General features: G+C 64.9%; 19 protein-coding genes. 11 read left to right on the top strand and 8 right to left on the bottom strand.

The window, feature by feature from the left end:
• Positions 1–5: 5 nt before the first annotated feature.
• Positions 6–251 (bottom strand): putative acetyltransferase, encoded by a 246-nt coding sequence (locus AC6CH3_RS20610; RefSeq protein WP_400578775.1) that lies wholly within the window; start codon positions 249–251, stop codon positions 6–8.
• Between the two features lie 152 nt (positions 252–403).
• Here AC6CH3_RS20610 and fdxA point away from each other — a divergent pair, with 152 nt between their 5' ends.
• The 5 genes from fdxA (at position 404) to AC6CH3_RS20585 (ending at position 4,915) form a co-directional block, all read left to right on the top strand.
• Complete coding sequence (gene fdxA / locus AC6CH3_RS20605; RefSeq protein ID WP_028269445.1) at positions 404–730, top strand: ferredoxin; 327 nt, start codon at positions 404–406, stop codon at positions 728–730.
• A 9-nt stretch (positions 731–739) separates the two neighbouring features.
• Complete coding sequence (gene dapC, locus AC6CH3_RS20600; RefSeq protein WP_498134188.1) at positions 740–1,888, top strand: succinyldiaminopimelate transaminase; 1,149 nt, start codon at positions 740–742, stop codon at positions 1,886–1,888.
• A gap of 298 nt (positions 1,889–2,186) precedes the next feature.
• Positions 2,187–3,470 carry a citrate synthase gene (locus AC6CH3_RS20595; RefSeq protein WP_498134187.1) on the top strand — a complete coding sequence of 428 codons (1,284 nt, stop codon included), beginning with the start codon at positions 2,187–2,189 and terminating at the stop codon, positions 3,468–3,470.
• A gap of 113 nt (positions 3,471–3,583) precedes the next feature.
• Positions 3,584–4,213, top strand: coding sequence for a TetR/AcrR family transcriptional regulator (locus AC6CH3_RS20590; RefSeq protein WP_498134186.1), 630 nt, complete (start codon positions 3,584–3,586; stop codon positions 4,211–4,213).
• Positions 4,214–4,303: 90 nt separating this feature from the next.
• Positions 4,304–4,915 (top strand): hypothetical protein, encoded by a 612-nt coding sequence (locus AC6CH3_RS20585; RefSeq protein WP_498134185.1) that lies wholly within the window; start codon positions 4,304–4,306, stop codon positions 4,913–4,915.
• A gap of 8 nt (positions 4,916–4,923) precedes the next feature.
• Here the strand turns inward: AC6CH3_RS20585 and AC6CH3_RS20580 are convergent, their stop codons facing one another.
• Positions 4,924–5,778, bottom strand: a complete 855-nt coding sequence (locus AC6CH3_RS20580; RefSeq protein ID WP_498134184.1) for a hypothetical protein — start codon at positions 5,776–5,778, stop codon at positions 4,924–4,926.
• A gap of 58 nt (positions 5,779–5,836) precedes the next feature.
• Positions 5,837–6,865: a 2,3,4,5-tetrahydropyridine-2,6-dicarboxylate N-succinyltransferase gene (gene dapD, locus AC6CH3_RS20575; RefSeq protein ID WP_498134183.1), complete on the bottom strand. Its 1,029-nt coding sequence runs from the start codon at positions 6,863–6,865 to the stop codon at positions 5,837–5,839.
• Positions 6,866–6,924: 59 nt separating this feature from the next.
• Between dapD and dapE the strand changes: the two genes are divergently transcribed.
• Positions 6,925–8,049 carry a succinyl-diaminopimelate desuccinylase gene (dapE, locus tag AC6CH3_RS20570; RefSeq protein ID WP_498134182.1) on the top strand — a complete coding sequence of 375 codons (1,125 nt, stop codon included), beginning with the start codon at positions 6,925–6,927 and terminating at the stop codon, positions 8,047–8,049.
• Positions 8,050–8,130: 81 nt separating this feature from the next.
• Here the strand turns inward: dapE and AC6CH3_RS20565 are convergent, their stop codons facing one another.
• The 4 genes from AC6CH3_RS20565 to AC6CH3_RS20550 all read right to left on the bottom strand — a co-directional run bounded on the left by AC6CH3_RS20565 (position 8,131) and on the right by AC6CH3_RS20550 (position 11,407).
• On the bottom strand, positions 8,131–8,970 hold the full coding sequence (locus tag AC6CH3_RS20565; protein WP_494034959.1) for an ABC transporter permease subunit: 840 nt from the start codon (positions 8,968–8,970) through the stop codon (positions 8,131–8,133).
• A complete protein-coding gene (locus AC6CH3_RS20560) occupies positions 8,967–9,617 on the bottom strand; it encodes an ABC transporter permease subunit (RefSeq protein WP_494034960.1) in 651 nt (216 codons plus the stop codon). Before AC6CH3_RS20560 ends, AC6CH3_RS20565 begins: the two co-directional genes overlap by 4 nt.
• Positions 9,618–9,715: 98 nt before the next feature.
• On the bottom strand, positions 9,716–10,600 hold the full coding sequence (locus AC6CH3_RS20555) for a glutamate ABC transporter substrate-binding protein (protein ID WP_498134181.1): 885 nt from the start codon (positions 10,598–10,600) through the stop codon (positions 9,716–9,718).
• Between the two features lie 51 nt (positions 10,601–10,651).
• Complete coding sequence (locus AC6CH3_RS20550) at positions 10,652–11,407, bottom strand: amino acid ABC transporter ATP-binding protein (RefSeq protein ID WP_498134180.1); 756 nt, start codon at positions 11,405–11,407, stop codon at positions 10,652–10,654.
• A gap of 105 nt (positions 11,408–11,512) precedes the next feature.
• Between AC6CH3_RS20550 and AC6CH3_RS20545 the strand changes: the two genes are divergently transcribed.
• The 4 genes from AC6CH3_RS20545 to AC6CH3_RS20530 all read left to right on the top strand — a co-directional run bounded on the left by AC6CH3_RS20545 (position 11,513) and on the right by AC6CH3_RS20530 (position 14,562).
• A complete protein-coding gene (locus AC6CH3_RS20545) occupies positions 11,513–12,298 on the top strand; it encodes an LOG family protein (RefSeq protein WP_498134179.1) in 786 nt (261 codons plus the stop codon).
• 32 nt (positions 12,299–12,330) lie between these two features.
• A complete protein-coding gene (locus AC6CH3_RS20540) occupies positions 12,331–12,789 on the top strand; it encodes a DivIVA domain-containing protein (RefSeq protein ID WP_498134178.1) in 459 nt (152 codons plus the stop codon).
• 125 nt (positions 12,790–12,914) lie between these two features.
• Positions 12,915–14,162 (top strand): putative hexosyltransferase, encoded by a 1,248-nt coding sequence (locus AC6CH3_RS20535; protein WP_498134218.1) that lies wholly within the window; start codon positions 12,915–12,917, stop codon positions 14,160–14,162.
• Between the two features lie 232 nt (positions 14,163–14,394).
• Complete coding sequence (locus tag AC6CH3_RS20530) at positions 14,395–14,562, top strand: DUF3117 domain-containing protein (protein WP_009357720.1); 168 nt, start codon at positions 14,395–14,397, stop codon at positions 14,560–14,562.
• A gap of 232 nt (positions 14,563–14,794) precedes the next feature.
• Here the strand turns inward: AC6CH3_RS20530 and AC6CH3_RS20525 are convergent, their stop codons facing one another.
• Positions 14,795–15,427, bottom strand: a complete 633-nt coding sequence (locus tag AC6CH3_RS20525; RefSeq protein ID WP_205655450.1) for an O-methyltransferase — start codon at positions 15,425–15,427, stop codon at positions 14,795–14,797.
• A 309-nt stretch (positions 15,428–15,736) separates the two neighbouring features.
• Between AC6CH3_RS20525 and sigE the strand changes: the two genes are divergently transcribed.
• On the top strand, positions 15,737–16,357 hold the full coding sequence (sigE, locus tag AC6CH3_RS20520; RefSeq protein WP_498134177.1) for an RNA polymerase sigma factor SigE: 621 nt from the start codon (positions 15,737–15,739) through the stop codon (positions 16,355–16,357).
• The last annotated feature ends 2 nt before the right edge of the window (positions 16,358–16,359 follow it).

Below are 16,359 nucleotides of genomic sequence, written 5' to 3'. Positions count from 1 at the left end.
GGGTCCTAGCCTGCGGTGCGCGGGCTGCGCCGCGCAGGCGGGGGAGGTACCTGCTTGGCGGCGACCACCCGGTCGAGGTGGATGACGACGTCGGCAGTGCGGGTGCGCACTGTACAGTCGGTGACGCCGCACTCCAGGAGGTCTCCCAGCGCGTCCGTGAACCCGCCGTCGATCCGGTAGCGGACCACCACCCGGGTTCCGGGGGACGCGGCGGCGAGGAATTCACGGGCTGAAGGCGGTGTCACACTCACGGGTTCATCGTATGCCGCGTCCCGAGTGTGACGCGCCGCTTCGTTCGCGGAGCGAGGCTGGGAGATAATAGGCTCTGAAGTCGATAGACCGGCATGCAGGCCGGAAGCACCAGCCGGCCAGCCGCCGGTAACAACGTGGAGAGGCAAGGGACGTGACGTACGTAATCGCGCAGCCGTGTGTAGATGTCAAGGACAAGGCATGTATTGAGGAGTGCCCCGTCGATTGCATCTATGAAGGCGAGCGTTCCCTCTACATCCATCCGGATGAGTGCGTCGACTGCGGCGCCTGCGAGCCTGTCTGCCCCGTCGAAGCCATCTACTACGAGGATGACACCCCGGAGGAATGGGCTGACTACTACAAGGCCAACGTCGAGTTCTTCGATGACCTGGGTTCGCCGGGCGGTGCCGCCAAGGTCGGCAACACCCACACGGACCACCCCATGATTGCAGCGCTGCCCCCGCAGAACCAGGATCACTGAGGCGCGTAGGTGACTACAGCTGTGCGCAGTTTCGGCCTGAGCCTGCCCGACTACCCATGGGAGGCCATGGCGCCGTATGTCGCCAAGGCGGCCGAACACCCGGGCGGACTGGTGAACCTGTCCATCGGGACGCCCGTGGACCCCACGCCTGCCGTGATTCAGGATGCGCTCCGTGCCGCGGCGGACGCCCCCGGCTATCCCACTGTCCACGGGACGGCGGCGCTCCGGGAAGCCATCGCGGCCTGGTTCGCGCGGCGCCGCGGTGTGGAAGGCCTCGACCCGCACGATGTCATGCCGACGGTCGGTTCCAAGGAACTGGTGGCGTGGCTGCCGTTCCTGCTGGCACTGCGGCCGGGCGACGTCGTGGTCCGCCCCACGGTCGCCTATCCGACCTACGACATCGGAGCCACCTTCGCCGGCGCCACCGCCGTAGCGGCTGACGATCTCGACGAACTGGACGCCGCCACCCGCGCCAAAGTCCGCCTGGTCTGGGTCAACTCACCGGGCAACCCGACGGGAAGTGTCCGGGACGCACAGTCGCTCCGGAAGATCGTCGACCAGGCCCGCGAAATCGGCGCCCTGGTGGCCTCGGACGAATGTTACGCGGAGCTTGGTTGGGGCGAATGGGACCTTCAGCGGGGCGGAGTAGCGGTGCCCAGCGTCCTTGACCCGCGAGTCTCCGGCGGTTCGCATGAAGGGCTGCTCGCTGTGTACTCGCTGAGCAAGCAGTCCAACCTCGCCGGCTACCGCGCCGCGTTTGTCGCCGGTGACCCCGCCATCATGGCCAGTCTCGTGAACAGCCGGAAGCACGCCGGCATGATCGTGCCGTACCCGGTTCAGGAAGCAATGCGGGTTGCCCTCGGGGATGATGCGCACGTGCAGGCGCAGAAGGACCTGTACCGCGGCCGCCGTGAGCGCCTTGTGCCGGCCCTTGAAACCTTCGGGCTGAAAATCCATGAATCGCATGCCGGGCTTTACCTCTGGTCCACGGCCGGGGAAGCCACCTGGGACACGATCTCCCGGCTGGCTGAGCGCGGCATCGTTGCCGGGCCGGGCGTGTTTTATGGGGACGCCGGAAACGGCTACGTGAGGGTGGCGCTGACCGGTTCCGACGAACGGATCGATGCCGCCGTGGCCCGGCTGGCTGAAACGGCGTGACAGGGGCCGGTCCGGGCGTTCTGTGAAGGCCGCCGGCAAAGCCTTTCCGGCTGCCATGGCCGCGTAACAATACATGTGACACGCGCCACAAGTTGGGTGTTTTGGGGGGAATCAGGGGCCCGCGGATTAGTGGCAGGGTGAAAGTGGCGGTACTTTTTAACTGACTATCAATGGTGGCTTTCTACAAGAAGGCAGCACGGCCGTTGGACATCCCGCCGGTGCGGGGGTCCCCGCGCGGCTCACCTGATGTTGGATCAAGCTTTCTACAGAGGCCTAGAAGCCTCATGAAGGGGACTCCATGACTGAGACCACCAGCGCAACCTTGCGCCACGCAGGCGGCGAGCTCGAACTCCCGCGCATCAAGGTTGTCGAGGGAAACGAAGGCTACGACGTTTCCAAACTGCTGAAGCAGACCGGCGCCGTCGCCTTTGACCCGGGCTTCATGAACACCGCAGCCACAACGTCCGCGATCACCTACATCGATGGGGACGCAGGGGTCCTGCGGTACCGCGGTTACCCGATCGAGCAGCTCGCACAGCACTCCAGCTTCCTCGAAGTCTCCTACCTGCTGATCTACGGGAACCTGCCGACTCCCGCCGAGCTGGAGGACTTCGACCAGCGGATCCGCCGCCACACGCTCCTGCATGAGGAGCTGAAGGGCTTCTTCGGCGGCTTCCCGCGGGACGCACACCCCATGCCCGTGCTGTCCTCGGCCGTCTCCGCGCTGTCCACGTTCTACCAGGACTCCCTGGACCCTTTCAACGCCGAGCAGGTGGAAGTCTCCACCATCCGCCTCATGGCCAAGCTCCCGGTCATCGCCGCTTACGCCCACAAGAAGTCGATCGGGCAGCCGATGCTGTACCCGGACAACTCCATGAACCTCGTGGAGAACTTCCTCCGCCTGAGCTTCGGCCTGCCTGCCGAGCAGTACGAGCTGGACCCGGTGGTCGTCAAGGCCCTCGACCTGCTCCTGATCCTGCACGCCGACCACGAGCAGAACTGCTCCACCTCCACGGTGCGCCTGGTGGGTTCCTCCAACGCCAACCTGTTCGCGTCCGTGTCCGCAGGAATCAACGCCCTGTTCGGCCCTGCGCACGGCGGCGCCAACGAGGCTGTCCTGAAGATGCTCCGCCAGATCCAGGCCGACGGCACCAAGCCCGAGGACTATATGGAGAAGGTCAAGAACAAGGAAGACGGCGTCCGCCTCATGGGCTTCGGGCACCGCGTCTACAAGAACTACGATCCGCGTGCCAAGATCGTCAAGGCCACGGCGCACGAGATCCTCGGCAAGCTCGGCGGCAATGACGAACTGCTGGACATCGCCATGCGCCTCGAAGAGAAGGCCCTGAATGACGACTACTTCATCCAGCGCAAGCTCTACCCGAACGTGGACTTCTACACCGGCCTGATCTACAAGGCCATGGGCTTCCCGGAGAAGATGTTCACCGTGCTGTTCGCGATCGGACGCCTGCCTGGCTGGATCGCACAGTGGCGCGAGATGATCAGCGATCCCACGACCAAGATCGGCCGCCCGCGCCAGCTCTACACAGGATCGCCGGAGCGCGACTACCCGGCCAGCTAACGGCCCGGACAATACAACGACGACGGCGGGCACCCACCCTCAGGTGGGCGGCCGCTGCTTTTGTGTCCGGCGGGCCTGCCGGTGCCTCCAGCACAACCGTGCTAAAACGAGGAGTGCCGAAAATTGTAGATGCCGCCGTCCGTCGCCGGGAGATCGTCGATGCTGTCTGCCGGATCATTGGTTCTGACGGACTGGAGCGGGCTTCCCTCCGTGAGGTCGCGGACGAGGCGGGGCTGGCTGTCGGTTCGGTGCGCCACTACTTCGCGAGCAGCGAGGAGCTGCTGACATTCTCCTTCGCGGCTGTCGTGGACCGCATCGTGGCACGCCTGGACCGCGCGTACGCGCATGTGGCCGTGACGCCCGCCCGCAGTGAAGAACACCATGCGGCCGTTTTAACCCTGCTGGGTGAATTCCTGCCGCTGGACGAGGAGAGGGCACTGGACGCCTGCGCTTGGCTGGCCTTCAAAAACGCCGCCAGGATCCGGCCTTTCCTGGCTGCGGAGGCGGACAGAAGCCACCGGACGGTGGCCGCCGTCGTCGGGCAGCTGATCACCCGGCTGGTTGATGAAGAGGGCGGTGACCGGCTGCGGCTGGTCATCGAAGCGGAGCGGCTGCTTGCCACGCTGGACGGCCTGACGATGCATGCGCTCCTGCAGCCGGGATGGATGACGCTGGAAATGTGCCGCGACGTGCTCGAGTCCCATGTGGCGGGGCTGGGAAGGACCGCAGCCGCCAGCCATTAACGTCCCCGGGCTGGGGGAATAGACTGGAGCGGGAGAGCGGGTAACCGTTGGCAGGCGGGGCGAACATCAAGAAGCCAAGGAGGCATGCGGATGCAGCACACAGGCGGTCCAGGCTGGCGGATCACCATGGACACGTCGGGGCCCATGCTCATCGCCCTTTACATACGAGATGTCGCCGGGTTGGACGGTGCCGGCTTCCCTGCGCTGTCCCATGCGGCTCCGAAAATCAGGCATGCGGACCATTCGCACCTTACCGCAGAGGTCGGCGGGCTCAGCGCCCTGAAAACCGAATGGGAAGCCTGGTGGGAGCAGCTGCTGAAGGCGCACCCGCAGATGTCCCCGGAGTTGTCGCCGCCGGGTTTCAGGTCCTTTGCCAATTCCCCGGCCCTGCGGCGGGTCCTGCAGGCTCACTTCGGCGCCGCCCTGACATGGGCGCGCGAACGCCGCACGGAGTATGCCGAGCTGGAGGCTGAGCGGGTGGCCGGCGGCTCGGGGCACCTGTTGGAGGACATCGTGGAAGACCGCCTGCTGGAAGTGGGCAGGAACTCCCGGGACTTCGACCTGACCATCATCGAGCTGCCCCTCGACGAGCAGCGGGCATGGTTCCTGGAGCCGGACAAGATCATCATGAGCCATGACCTGCTGCAGCAACCGGAAGTGTTCCGGAGCTACGTCCAGCCGGTTGTGGAAATGCTGGTGTAGGCGGGTCCTTATCCCGCCGGAGCCTCGGCAAACGTTACCGTTACAGTGCCGCCGCCACCGGGCGACTCCTGCCACCCGTTGCGTGCCTGCCGGTTCCAGCTCATTCCGTCGACATCGACCTGCACCACAGCAAATTCCTTGGCGTTTGCCACTGCCCAGTGCGCAAGCGACCATGCCAGGTCATCCGTGGCCTCCAGTACCAGCGTCCGGCCGGAGGCAGAAGCAGGAATGCTCCCGTACTGCGCCTGCAGTTCATCGAGGAGCGCCGCGGGATCGCCCGCCTGCTCAGGGGAGCGGAGGGAGCAGTCCAGCGCGGCGTGCGTCTGCCCGCTCAGGGCCGAGGCAAAGGAGCGGCCCATCGCCTCGTGCTGGGCGTACGCGCGCGGATACGCCGAGCGCTGCACACGCTGCGCAGCTTCGGTGACATCCATGCCTGCGTAGCCCTGCACCTTCACCAGTGCGTCGTAAAAGGCATTGGTCGCGTAGTGCGGATCCATGACCTCTTCCGTGCTGCCCCAGCCCTGTGTCGGGCGCTGCTGGAAAAGACCGCGGGAGTCCGGTCCTGCGAGGTCGCCGTGGTCGATGTTCCGCAGCTTGGACTCCTGCATGGCGGTGGCCAGGGCAATGCTGGCGGCTCGCGGTGGCAGCCCGCGCCGCACTGAGACGGCGGTGACGAGTGCGGCGTTTGCTGCCTGGTCGGTGGCCAGTTCCGCCTGCTGGGATCCGACGGCGGCCACGCACCCTTCCGTGATCAGCCGCTCCGATCTCTGCAGCAGGGCCGCAGCGGTGTAAACGCCCCCGCTGACAAGCGCGACGGAGAGCGCCGCAACGATCGCTCCGCGCACCTTGCGTCGGCGTGTCACGTGGATACTCCCTCAGGACCGGGGTCGGCCGGCAGCAGTGCCGGCCGACCCTGGATAATCAGTTGGCATGCAGGGCGTCGTTCAGCTCCACCGTCTGGCCCTTGCGCGGAAGCACTTCCACTTCGCCGGTGGTGGAGTTGCGGCGGAACAGCAGGTTCGGGACGCCCGAGAGTTCCACGGCCTTGATGATCCGGCTGGTGTCCTCGCCGTCGGCGTCCTTGGCACCGGTGACGCGCACGCGGGTGCCGGCAGTGATGTAGAGCCCGGCCTCCACGACGGAGTCGTCGCCGATGCTGATGCCCACGCCCGAGTTCGCGCCCAGGAGGACCCGTCGGCCGAGGGCAATCTTTTCCTTGCCGCCGCCGGAAAGGGTGCCCATGATTGATGCGCCGCCGCCGACGTCAGTGCCGTCGCCCGCCACGACACCGGCGGAGATGCGGCCCTCGACCATGGAGGTGCCCAGCGTTCCGGCATTGAAATTAACGAAGCCCTCGTGCATGACCGTGGTGCCCTCGGCGAGGTGGGCACCGAGGCGGACGCGGTCGGCGTCGGCAATGCGGACGCCGGCCGGTACAACGTAGTCCACCATGCGCGGGAACTTGTCCACGCCGAAGACGGTCACGGCGCCACGCTTGCGCAGCTTGGCGCGGGTCAGCTCGAAGCCGTCCACGGCGCACGGTCCGAAGTTGGTCCACACGACGTTCGGGAGCTTGCCGAAGATGCCGTCGAGGTTGATGGTGTTGGGGCGGACCAGGCGGTGGGAGAGCAGGTGCAGCCGCAGGTAGGCGTCTGCCGTGTCGGCCGGTGCTTCATCCAGGTTGATCTGGACGAACACGACTTTCTGTTCCGTGCCGCGGTCGGCGTCGGTGCCGGCGGCGGCGATGTCGGCGAGCGTCTCATCGGCGTTCTCGATTGCGCGGAGTGCTTCGGCTGCCACGCCCAAGGCGGGCGCCGGGAACCAGACGTCGAGTACCGTGGCGTCCCCATTGCGGGTGGCGATGGTGGCCACCCCGAATCCATAGGCCGAACGGGAATCGTCGGACAGTGTCTGGGCAGCGGGCACGGCGGAAGAAGCGGTTTCAGTCATGGCCCAAGTCTATCGAGCCGACCTGCACCCGCCGAAACGCGCCCCGGGGATAGAGTTGGATGGTGATTGCCGAAACCGCACCCATAACCCTCGACCTCCGCCAGGACGTGGCGCTTTTGACAGCCGCGCTGATCGACATCAACAGTGTGTCGGGCAACGAAACGGAGCTTGCCGACGCTGTGGAGGTGGCCCTCCGGCAGCTCCCCGGCCTTAACCTGCTGCGCGACGGGGACGCCATCATCGCCCGCACATCCCTCGGACGGTCTGAGCGCGTCATCCTCGCCGGCCATCTGGACACAGTGCCGCTGCCGGTCACCGGGGAGTCGCTGGGGACGGTGCCGTCCACCTGGCCGTCCGGTGTTGCCGGCGACGGCGTCCTGTACGGCCGGGGTGCCACCGACATGAAGGGCGGCGTAGCCGTCCAGCTGGCCTTGGCGGCCTCCCTGTTCGACGGCGGTGCCGAGCCGTCCAAGGATGTCACCTTCGTCTTCTACGACCACGAGGAGGTGGAGGCTGTGAAGAGCGGCCTCGGAAGGCTGGTGCGCAACCACGGAGTGCTTCTCGAAGGAGACTTTGCCATCCTCCTGGAGCCAACGGACGGCACCGTGGAAGGAGGCTGCAACGGTACCATGCGGCTCCAGGCCACTACGCTGGGCGAGGCAGCGCACTCAGCGCGCGCCTGGATGGGACGGAACGCCATCCACGACGCCGCGCCCATTCTCGAACGGCTTGCAGCCTACGAGCCGCAGACCATCAACGTGGACGGACTGGATTACCGCGAAAGCCTCAACGCCGTGAAGATCCAGGGAGGTACGGCGGGCAACGTCATACCGGACCGCTGCGTGGTCGAGATCAACTACCGCTTCGCGCCGGACAAAACGCCTGACCAGGCCGAAGCCCATGTGCGGGGACTGCTCGAGGGGTTCGACGTCGTCCGCACCGACAGCGCGGCCGGGGCACGGCCCGGACTGAACCACCCGGCCGCCGCCTCGTTCGTGGCCGCCGTGGGCGCCGAGCCCAAACCCAAGTACGGCTGGACCGACGTCGCGCGTTTCAGTGAACTGGGTGTCCCGGCGGTGAATTTCGGGCCGGGCGACGCTTTGCTTGCGCACAAGGACAACGAACACGTCGACGCCGAAGCGGTGCGTGCCTGCCTGCGGGCGCTGCAGAAGTGGCTGGCCTGAGGCTGCCCTAACTGCAACGAAGGCCCGCAACCAACAGGTTGCGGGCCTTCGCCTTGGGTTCTCGGTTTGATTACAGCATGTTTACTTGATCACGGTGGTCACGCCGGCGGTGGGGGCCTTCGCGACACCGCCTGCTGCCTTCTTGGAGCCGTGGCGCTCAATCCAGATGGCGAGGCGCGACACAGCCAGGTTGATGGCTATGTAGATCGCCGCCGCCACGAAGAACACGGGGAACAGGAACTGCGGCCCCAGGAAGTCGGCCATGACCTGTACGGCACGCAGCAGCTCGCCGTACGCAACGATGTAGCCCAGTGAGGTGTCCTTCAGAAGGACCACCAGCTGGGCCACCAGGGACGGAAGCATGCGCCGGATGGCCTGCGGCAGTTCGACGCTGAGCCGTGACTGGAAGCTGGTCAGGCCGATTGCCAGGCCGGCCTCGCGCTGTCCCTTGGGGAGGGACTGGATGCCGGCGCGGATGATCTCGGCGAAGATCGCCGCGTTGTACAGTACCAGCCCGGCCACAACCGCGATGAAGGGACTGGTGGCGAACACCAGCAGGACAAACAGCATCATCAGCACCACGGGCATGCCGCGGAAAAATTCCAGTACGATCCGGGTGGGAACCCGGATCCATGCAACGTCCGAGATGCGCATGAGGCAAAGCAGGAGCCCCAGCGGGAACGCGATCACCGCTGCGATGGCGGCAGCACTCAACGTGGCGCCGATGCCGTCGAAGATCAGCGTCCAGACATCCGCCTGCCCGAAGATAGCCCATCTCCGCGCCTCGAAGATTCCCTGCTGGGCGAGCGTGAAAAGGGCAAGTGCGAGGAGGCCGGCAATGAGGACGACACCGACGACCGAGCCGATCAGCGAGATTCTGCGGGCTTTGGGCCCGGGGACGTCGTAGAGAACGGAAGTCATCGCGCGATCGCCACCTTTCGTTCGACCTGGTGAGCGATGTAGCCCAGCGGCACAGTGATCAGGAGATAGAAGAATGCAACGCCCGCGAGGACCCACATGACGGCGTCGCCGTGGTCATTGGCCAGCTGCTTGCCGTAGCCGAACAGTTCCAGCACGAAGAATGCGCCGGCCACGGAGGAGTTCTTGACGAGCGCGATGAGGATGTTGATCATGGGCGGAATCACCGTGCGCAGGGCCTGGGGCAGGATGATCAGGGACAGCACCTGGCCGAACGTCATGCCGATGCTGCGCGCAGCCTCAGCCTGGCCCAGAGGAACGCTGTTGACGCCCGAGCGCACTGCCTCGGCAATAAAGGCGGCCGTATAGGCGCTGAGTGCGATGATGGCGGCGATTTCGAACTGCTGGAACGTGACGCCGAGCCGGGGCAGGACAATGGCGGCGAAGAAGAAGGCGATGGTCAGCGGGGTGTTACGCACCACCTCCACGTAGGCCATGCTGAATCCGCGGAGCGCTGCCACGGGGGATACGCGGGCTGCTGCCAGCAGTGTGCCCGCCACGAGGGCAATGATGCCGGAAACGACGGCCAGGAACAAGGTTCTGAGAAAGCCGTCCCAATACTGCGGGAGGCTTTCAATGATGACGTCCATAGGGTCCTTCAGCTGCGTTTGGGGGAAATTGTTCGGAAAAAAGGAGCGGCGGTCACCGGTGCCGGGATGCCCGGCCGCCGGTGACCGCCACGCCTGCTCTAGTAGCGGTCGATGGCGGGAAGTTCAGGTGCCGTCTTGATGACCGCACCGGCTGTGTCCTCCCAGGCCTTCTTGTAGGACCCGTCCTTGGCGAATTCCTCAAGCTGGTCGTTGATCCAGTTACGGAAGACGGTGTCGCCCTTCTTCAGGCCAATGCCGTAGGGCTCCTTGGTGAAGGTTTCGTCCGACGCCAGCTTGAAGGCATCCGGCTCCTTGTTCACGAAGCCGGCAAGGATCACGTTGTCCGTGGTGATGGCCTCCACCTGCTTGTTGCGCAGCGGCTCAAGGCAGGCCGAGTAGGTGGCGGCCGGAACGAGGACGGCGCCGTACTTCTCCACGATCGTGCCGGCAGGTGTGGAACCGGTCACGGAGCAGACGTTCTTGCCTTTGACGTCCTCAGGCTTGGTGATGGACGTGTTGTCCTTGTTCACCATGAGCGCCTGTCCTGCTTCGTAGTAAGGACCGGCGAAGTCGACTTCGGTCTTGCGCTTGTCGTTGATCGTGTAGGTGGCGACGATCAGGTCCACCCTGCCCTGCTTGATGAACTGCTCGCGGTTGGCGGAGACGGTTTCGACCCATTCGATCTTGTCAGCCGGGATTCCCAGCTTGGCTGCGATGAGCTTCCCGATCTCAACGTCAAAGCCGATCGGCTTGCCGTCCAGGCCCTTCTGGCCGAACAGGGGCTGGTCAAACTTGGTGCCGATCGTCACCTTGCCGGCTGAAGAGAGCTTCTCCATGGTGGAGCCTGCAGCAAAACTCGGTTGCTCCGCGGGCGCAGGATTGGTGCCGGTGCCGCCGCCGCCGCCGCAAGCGCTCAGAGTCAGCGCCAGGGCTGCGGATGCTGCTACGAGAAGGGATTTCCTTCGGGTCAAAAATGCCTTCATGACATTCCTTTCATTGGGCGGCCGAGTAGCGGCCAGGGCGAACCCGGGGGTTCAGTGAGTGAGGAGCTTGGACAGGAAATCCTTGGCCCGGCTGCTCTGGGGATTGGTGAAGAATTCTTCGGGCGTGGCATCCTCCACGATCTGGCCGTCCGCCATGAACACGACGCGGTCCGCAGCCTTGCGGGCGAATCCCATCTCGTGCGTCACGACGATCATGGTCATGCCTTCCTTCGCCAGCTGGATCATGACGTCCAGGACCTCGTTGATCATTTCGGGGTCCAGGGCGGACGTGGGCTCGTCAAAGAGCATGACCTTCGGCTTCATGGCGAGCGCGCGGGCGATGGCCACGCGCTGCTGCTGGCCGCCGGAGAGCTGGGCCGGGAGCTTCGGAGCCTGGTGGCCCACTCCGACGCGCTCGAGCAGGGCCATGGCTTCCTTGTCCGCTTCCGCCTTGGACATGCCCTTGACCTTGATGGGTCCGAGGGTGACATTTTCAAGGATGGTTTTGTGGGCGAACAGGTTGAACGACTGGAAGACCATTCCGACGTCGGCGCGGAGGCGCGCGAGCTCCTTGCCTTCCTCGGGCAGCATCTTGCCGTCAATCGAAATGTCGCCGTCGTCAATCGTTTCAAGGCGGTTGATGGCGCGGCACAGCGTGGACTTGCCCGAGCCCGAAGGCCCGATGACCACAACGACCTCGCCCTTGCGGACCTGGAGATTGATGTCCTTCAGAACGTGCAGCTGGCCGTAATGCTTGTTCACGGCATTTAGGGAGACGAGCGCATCGCCGGGCACTTGAGTAGTCATGGAAAGAATCTATCGAACATCACGCACTTATGACCGCAATCACTCCGACTTCCTGCTGATCGTAATTCAAGAGATACCTGCACGTCAGCAGGTTAGCCTTGGACGATGAGCATCAACGCAGATCCGTCTAAATCCGCCCAGCCCCGCCGCAAGGGGCCCCTCGAGCTGCGCCGCAAGCAGGCTGCGGTGGAGATGTCGGACCAACGGCTGCTTGATACCAAAGGCCCGGGCCACTTCATCCACACCGATCCGTGGCGTGTCATGCGGATCCAGAGTGAATTCGTGGAAGGCTTCGGAGCGCTGTCCGACCTTGGCCAGGCCGTCAGTGTCTTCGGTTCGGCGCGCACGAAACCGGGCAGCATGTACTACGAGATGGGCGTCGACGTGGGACGCAAGCTGGCGGAAGCGGGGGTTGCTGTCATCACGGGTGGCGGTCCGGGATCCATGGAGGCCGCCAACAGGGGAGCTGTGGAAGGCAATGGTGTCTCCGTTGGTCTCGGAATTGAGCTCCCGTTCGAACAGGGCCTGAACCAGTGGGTGGACCTGGGCATCAACTTCCGTTACTTCTTCGCGCGGAAGACCATGTTCGTCAAGTATGCGCAGGGCTTCATCGTCCTTCCGGGCGGCCTCGGCACGCTTGATGAGCTGTTCGAAGCAATGGTCCTGGTCCAGACGCAGAAGGTGACTTCGTTCCCCATCGTTCTGCTGAGCACCACCTTCTGGGGGCCCATGATCGAGTGGATCAAGGGCACCCTGGTGGCCGAAGGCATGGTGTCCGAGAAGGACCTGGACCTGATCCAGGTGGTGGATTCCGCGGAAGAAGCCGTCAACCTTGTCCTCCACGGACATGTGCGCCCGCCGTCGACGAACGGGGACCAGCGGCCTGAGTAGCGGCGGCGCCGGGGTCTGGCACCATGGGTGATGTGAGTTTCTTCCTTGTTTTCCTTGCGATCGTCCTGATCGGGGTCACGGCTGTCATCGGAACGGACATCGGGGCTCGAATCCTCCGAAGAAAACGCCCCACCGGCATGGTGTTCGACGACGCTTTCGAGGAGCCCGTGGCCTCGCTGCCGCCGGTCCTGCTGCCGGCTGAAGCCAAGCCGGCCGACGTCGACCGTGTCCGGTTTGCCCTGGGACTGCGAGGGTACCGGATGGATCAGGTGGACCAGGTGCTTGATGAGCTGAGGGATCAGCTTGCCTCCAAGGATGCCGAAATCGCCGGCCTGCGCGCCCATCTTCGGGGCCAGAGCTATGGCGCTGCCTCCGCGGAGCAGTCCGTGGCGGCGGACAGTGCGGCACGGGACCTTGCTGCACCGGACCACGCAGCAATTGCGGAGCCACCCGTGCAGGCAGACCGGCGTGTGGCAGAGGAACAGTCTTGACCGGTTCGGCCTCCGGTCACGGCCCGCAGGCCGCCGGAGCATCCGACGGGCCACGCTCGCGTTCAGCCACAGACAGCAATGAGCGGACAGCGTCCGGCACCCCCGAGGTGCGCCGGACCTCTGCCGTGACGGGTGCGTTGGGCGCAGCCGCGGGACGTCTGTGGGCGGCGGCTGCACAGTGGCCGTGGTGGGTCCAGGTCGTGGTGATTTATGCGGCGGCCAGGCTGGTCAGTGCCTGCATCTTCATGTCGGCCGCGCTGCACCAGGGCGTCAATCCGTGGTTCCCGGCCAAGCCCGATTATTGGCACTTCATCAACATCTGGGACGCCCGCTGGTATGGCGAGGTCATCGCCAATGGCTATCCCTCAGAGCTTCCGGTCGACGAAGCGGGGAACGTCCAGGAAAACGCCTGGGCTTTCTATCCGCTCTTCCCGCTGCTGGGGCGGACCCTCTCGGCGGCCACGGGAATGGACCCGGGAGTCTCCCTCACGCTCATCGCAATGCTCGCAGGCCTCGGCGCGTCCCTGGCGGTCTACGCCTTGTTCCGGCACCGGGCGGCCCATGTGCCGTCGCTGTGGGGCGTGGCATTTTTTGCCTGCTTTCCAGTCTCGGCGGTGCTGCAGGTTCCGTACGCCGAGTCCCTGAACATCCTTTTGCTGGCGTCGGCGCTCCTGCTGGTACTCCGTCGGCATTACCTTGCGGCGATCCCGGTGGCCGTGCTGATGTGTTTGTCCAGGCCCACGGGTGTGCCGTTCGCAGCCATGGCCGGGATCCTCTTCCTTTACCGCCTCTGGGAGGCGTGGCGGGGCGGCAGGCAGAAGACTGCCGCCGGTCGTCAGGCACAAACGGCGGCCCACACTCCGCGGGAACTGTGGTCGCTGGCCGGGCTGACCGCAGCCTGCGGGGCAGCAGCGGTCCTGTGGCCAGCCATCGCGTGGGCAGCAACCGGTGACATGGAGGCTTATACCAAGACCGAAACCGTGTGGCGCGGGCACGACCTTGTGCCGTTCAAGCCTTGGTTCGATACCGGTGTGCTCCTGTTCGGCCCGGTGCTGGGCATCGTAGCGCCGTTCGTTTATGTCGCCGTGTTCGCCCTGCTCATGCTCTCGCGCCCTGTGCTGCAGCTGGGTGTGGAACTGCGGCTGTGGTGCGCCTGCTACATGGGATACCTGCTGGTGTTCCTGCACCCGCAGACCAGCACCTTCCGCATGCTGCTGCCGCTGTTTCCGCTGGCCCTGGGGGCGGCTTTGGTCTCACGGTCGAGGGCCTACCGTGGAGCTGTCCTGACCATGTTTGTCCTGCTTCAGATCGTCTGGGTGGTCTGGCTGTGGGCCTGGGCTGAGCTGCCCGGTGGAGGGGACTATCCGCCCTGATGCCGTGGCCAGACCTGCGCCGCTGCCGTGGGAATCCGTGCACCATCGAATATCCATCGATTAGCTACAGACGGGTAATTACAGGATAATAGGAGCTAAGCAAGGACAAAAAGCATTCGAAGAGTTCAGTCATGGCGGCTGCCGAACCGGCCGCCATAGCGGCTTGTTTGACCATGCGGACTCAGCCCGTCCGGGCTGCTCAGTCCTGGGACTACTGGAGGGGATATTCCTCATGGCGGCTATGAAACCACGCACCGGCGACGGCCCTATGGAAGTAACCAAGGAGGGCCGCAGCCTGATCATGCGTGTGCCGCTCGAAGGTGGGGGGCGGCTGGTGGTTGAACTCAATGCCGCCGAGGCGGCCAACCTCAAGGAATGCCTCGTAGGCGTTACGGAATAAATTGCCAGGCAGGGCCTGCACCGGAAAGGTGCGCGCCCTGCCTTACTTCTTAAACGCTGCCTTACTTCTTAAGCACAGCCCAGCTTCTTAAGCACAGCCCAGCTTCTTAAGCACAGCCCAGCTTCTTAAGCACAGCCCAGCTTCTTAAGCACAGCCCAGCTTCTTAAGCACAGCCCAGCTTCTTAAGCACAGCCCAGCTTCTTAAGCACGGCCCCGCTTCTTAGGCGCGGCCCTACTTCTTGACCGCTACCAGCAGGCCGTCGCCGGTGGGCAGCATCGCGGAGGCGAGCCGGTCGTCGTCGCGGACGGCCTTGCCCACCTGCCGCAGGACCACGGTGGTGGCGTCACGGGCCGCGGGGTTGGAGACGCGGTCCTTGTCCAGGGCATCGTTGACGATCAGGAGGCCGCCGGACTTGAGCAGGCGTACGGCTTGGTCCACGTAGCGCGGGAAGTTCGGCTTGTCGCCGTCGACAAACACGAGATCGTATGCGGCGTCTGTCAGCCTGGGCAGGACGTCACCGGCACGGCCGGAAATGGTGCGCGTACGGTTCGCGGGGCTGCCGGCTTCCTGGAAGGCCTCGCGTGCTGCTTTGAGGTGCTCGACGTCCACATCGATGGTGGTCAGTACCGCCTGCGGGCCCAGGCCGCGAAGCAGGCAGACACCGGACACCCCGGCGCCGGTGCCAATTTCGACGGCCGTCTGGGCCTTTGATGCCGCGGCCAGAACCGTCAGCACGGCCCCGACCCCTCGTCCGATGGGTGTGACGCCCAATTCGAACGAACGTTCCCGGGCGCGGAGCAGGACCTCATCCTCGGCAGGCAGATCTTCTGCATAGGACCAGCTCGTGGACTTATCGGCGCTCATGGGTTTCGCTTTCTGGGCGGCAGGTGGATGTTTCTAACAGAGTACTGTGTCCGGCGGCATGGCGCGGGAAGGTGACGGCGGGACAGGCTGTGATGCCGGATACCACGGGCGCCCGGCCGCAGCCGTCCGGTGCCCGCGGCCCGCGCCGGCTCTGTTTCGGTTGCGCCTACGGCTAAAGGGGGACCCGCAGTCAGGAAATTCCCAGCCAAGTTTGAAATGATAATTATCCGCTCATCCAAGTGGTGATCGGCGCCGAACCAATGATGTAAACCGCATCAGGCGTTAGTACATCCACGAGGGGAGTGGACGATGTCATCAGGATCAGTTGTGGCACCTGTCCCTGCAGTTGAAGAGTCCGGGGCCGACTGGGTCAGGCCCACCTGGGAAGAGGTGGTGACCAACCACTCGGCAAAGGTCTACCGGCTGGCGTATCGCCTCACCGGCAACAAGTACGACGCCGAGGACCTCACCCAGGAGGTGTTCGTCCGCGTCTTCCGTTCCCTGGAGAATTTCAAGCCCGGAACGCTCGACGGCTGGCTGCACCGCATAACCACCAACCTGTTCCTCGATCAGGCCCGGCGCAAGAGCAGGATCCGCTTCGACGCGCTGGCGGAGGATGCCGAGTCCCGCCTTCCGGGGCGCGAGCCGGGACCCGAGCAGAGTTTCGAGCTCAACAACCTGGACCTGGACGTCCAGGCTGCGCTGGAGGAGCTTCCCCCGGACTTCCGGGCGGCGGTTGTGCTGTGCGACCTGGAGGGCCTGTCCTACGACGAGGTTGCCGAAGCGCTGGGCGTGAAGCTCGGTACGGTGCGCTCGCGCATTCACCGTGGCCGCACCATGTTGCGTGAAAAGCTTGCCCACCGCGATCCGAGGCCGCAGCAGGCACGCAAGCCGCGGCTCAAGCTGCCCCGCATCGCCGGCGTTCTCTGATC

It is taken from the genome of Arthrobacter sp. GQ119, from assembly GCF_059759125.1.
The sequence above is the reverse complement of the archived record's forward strand: the minus strand, read 5'-3'. Positions and strand labels throughout refer to the sequence as shown.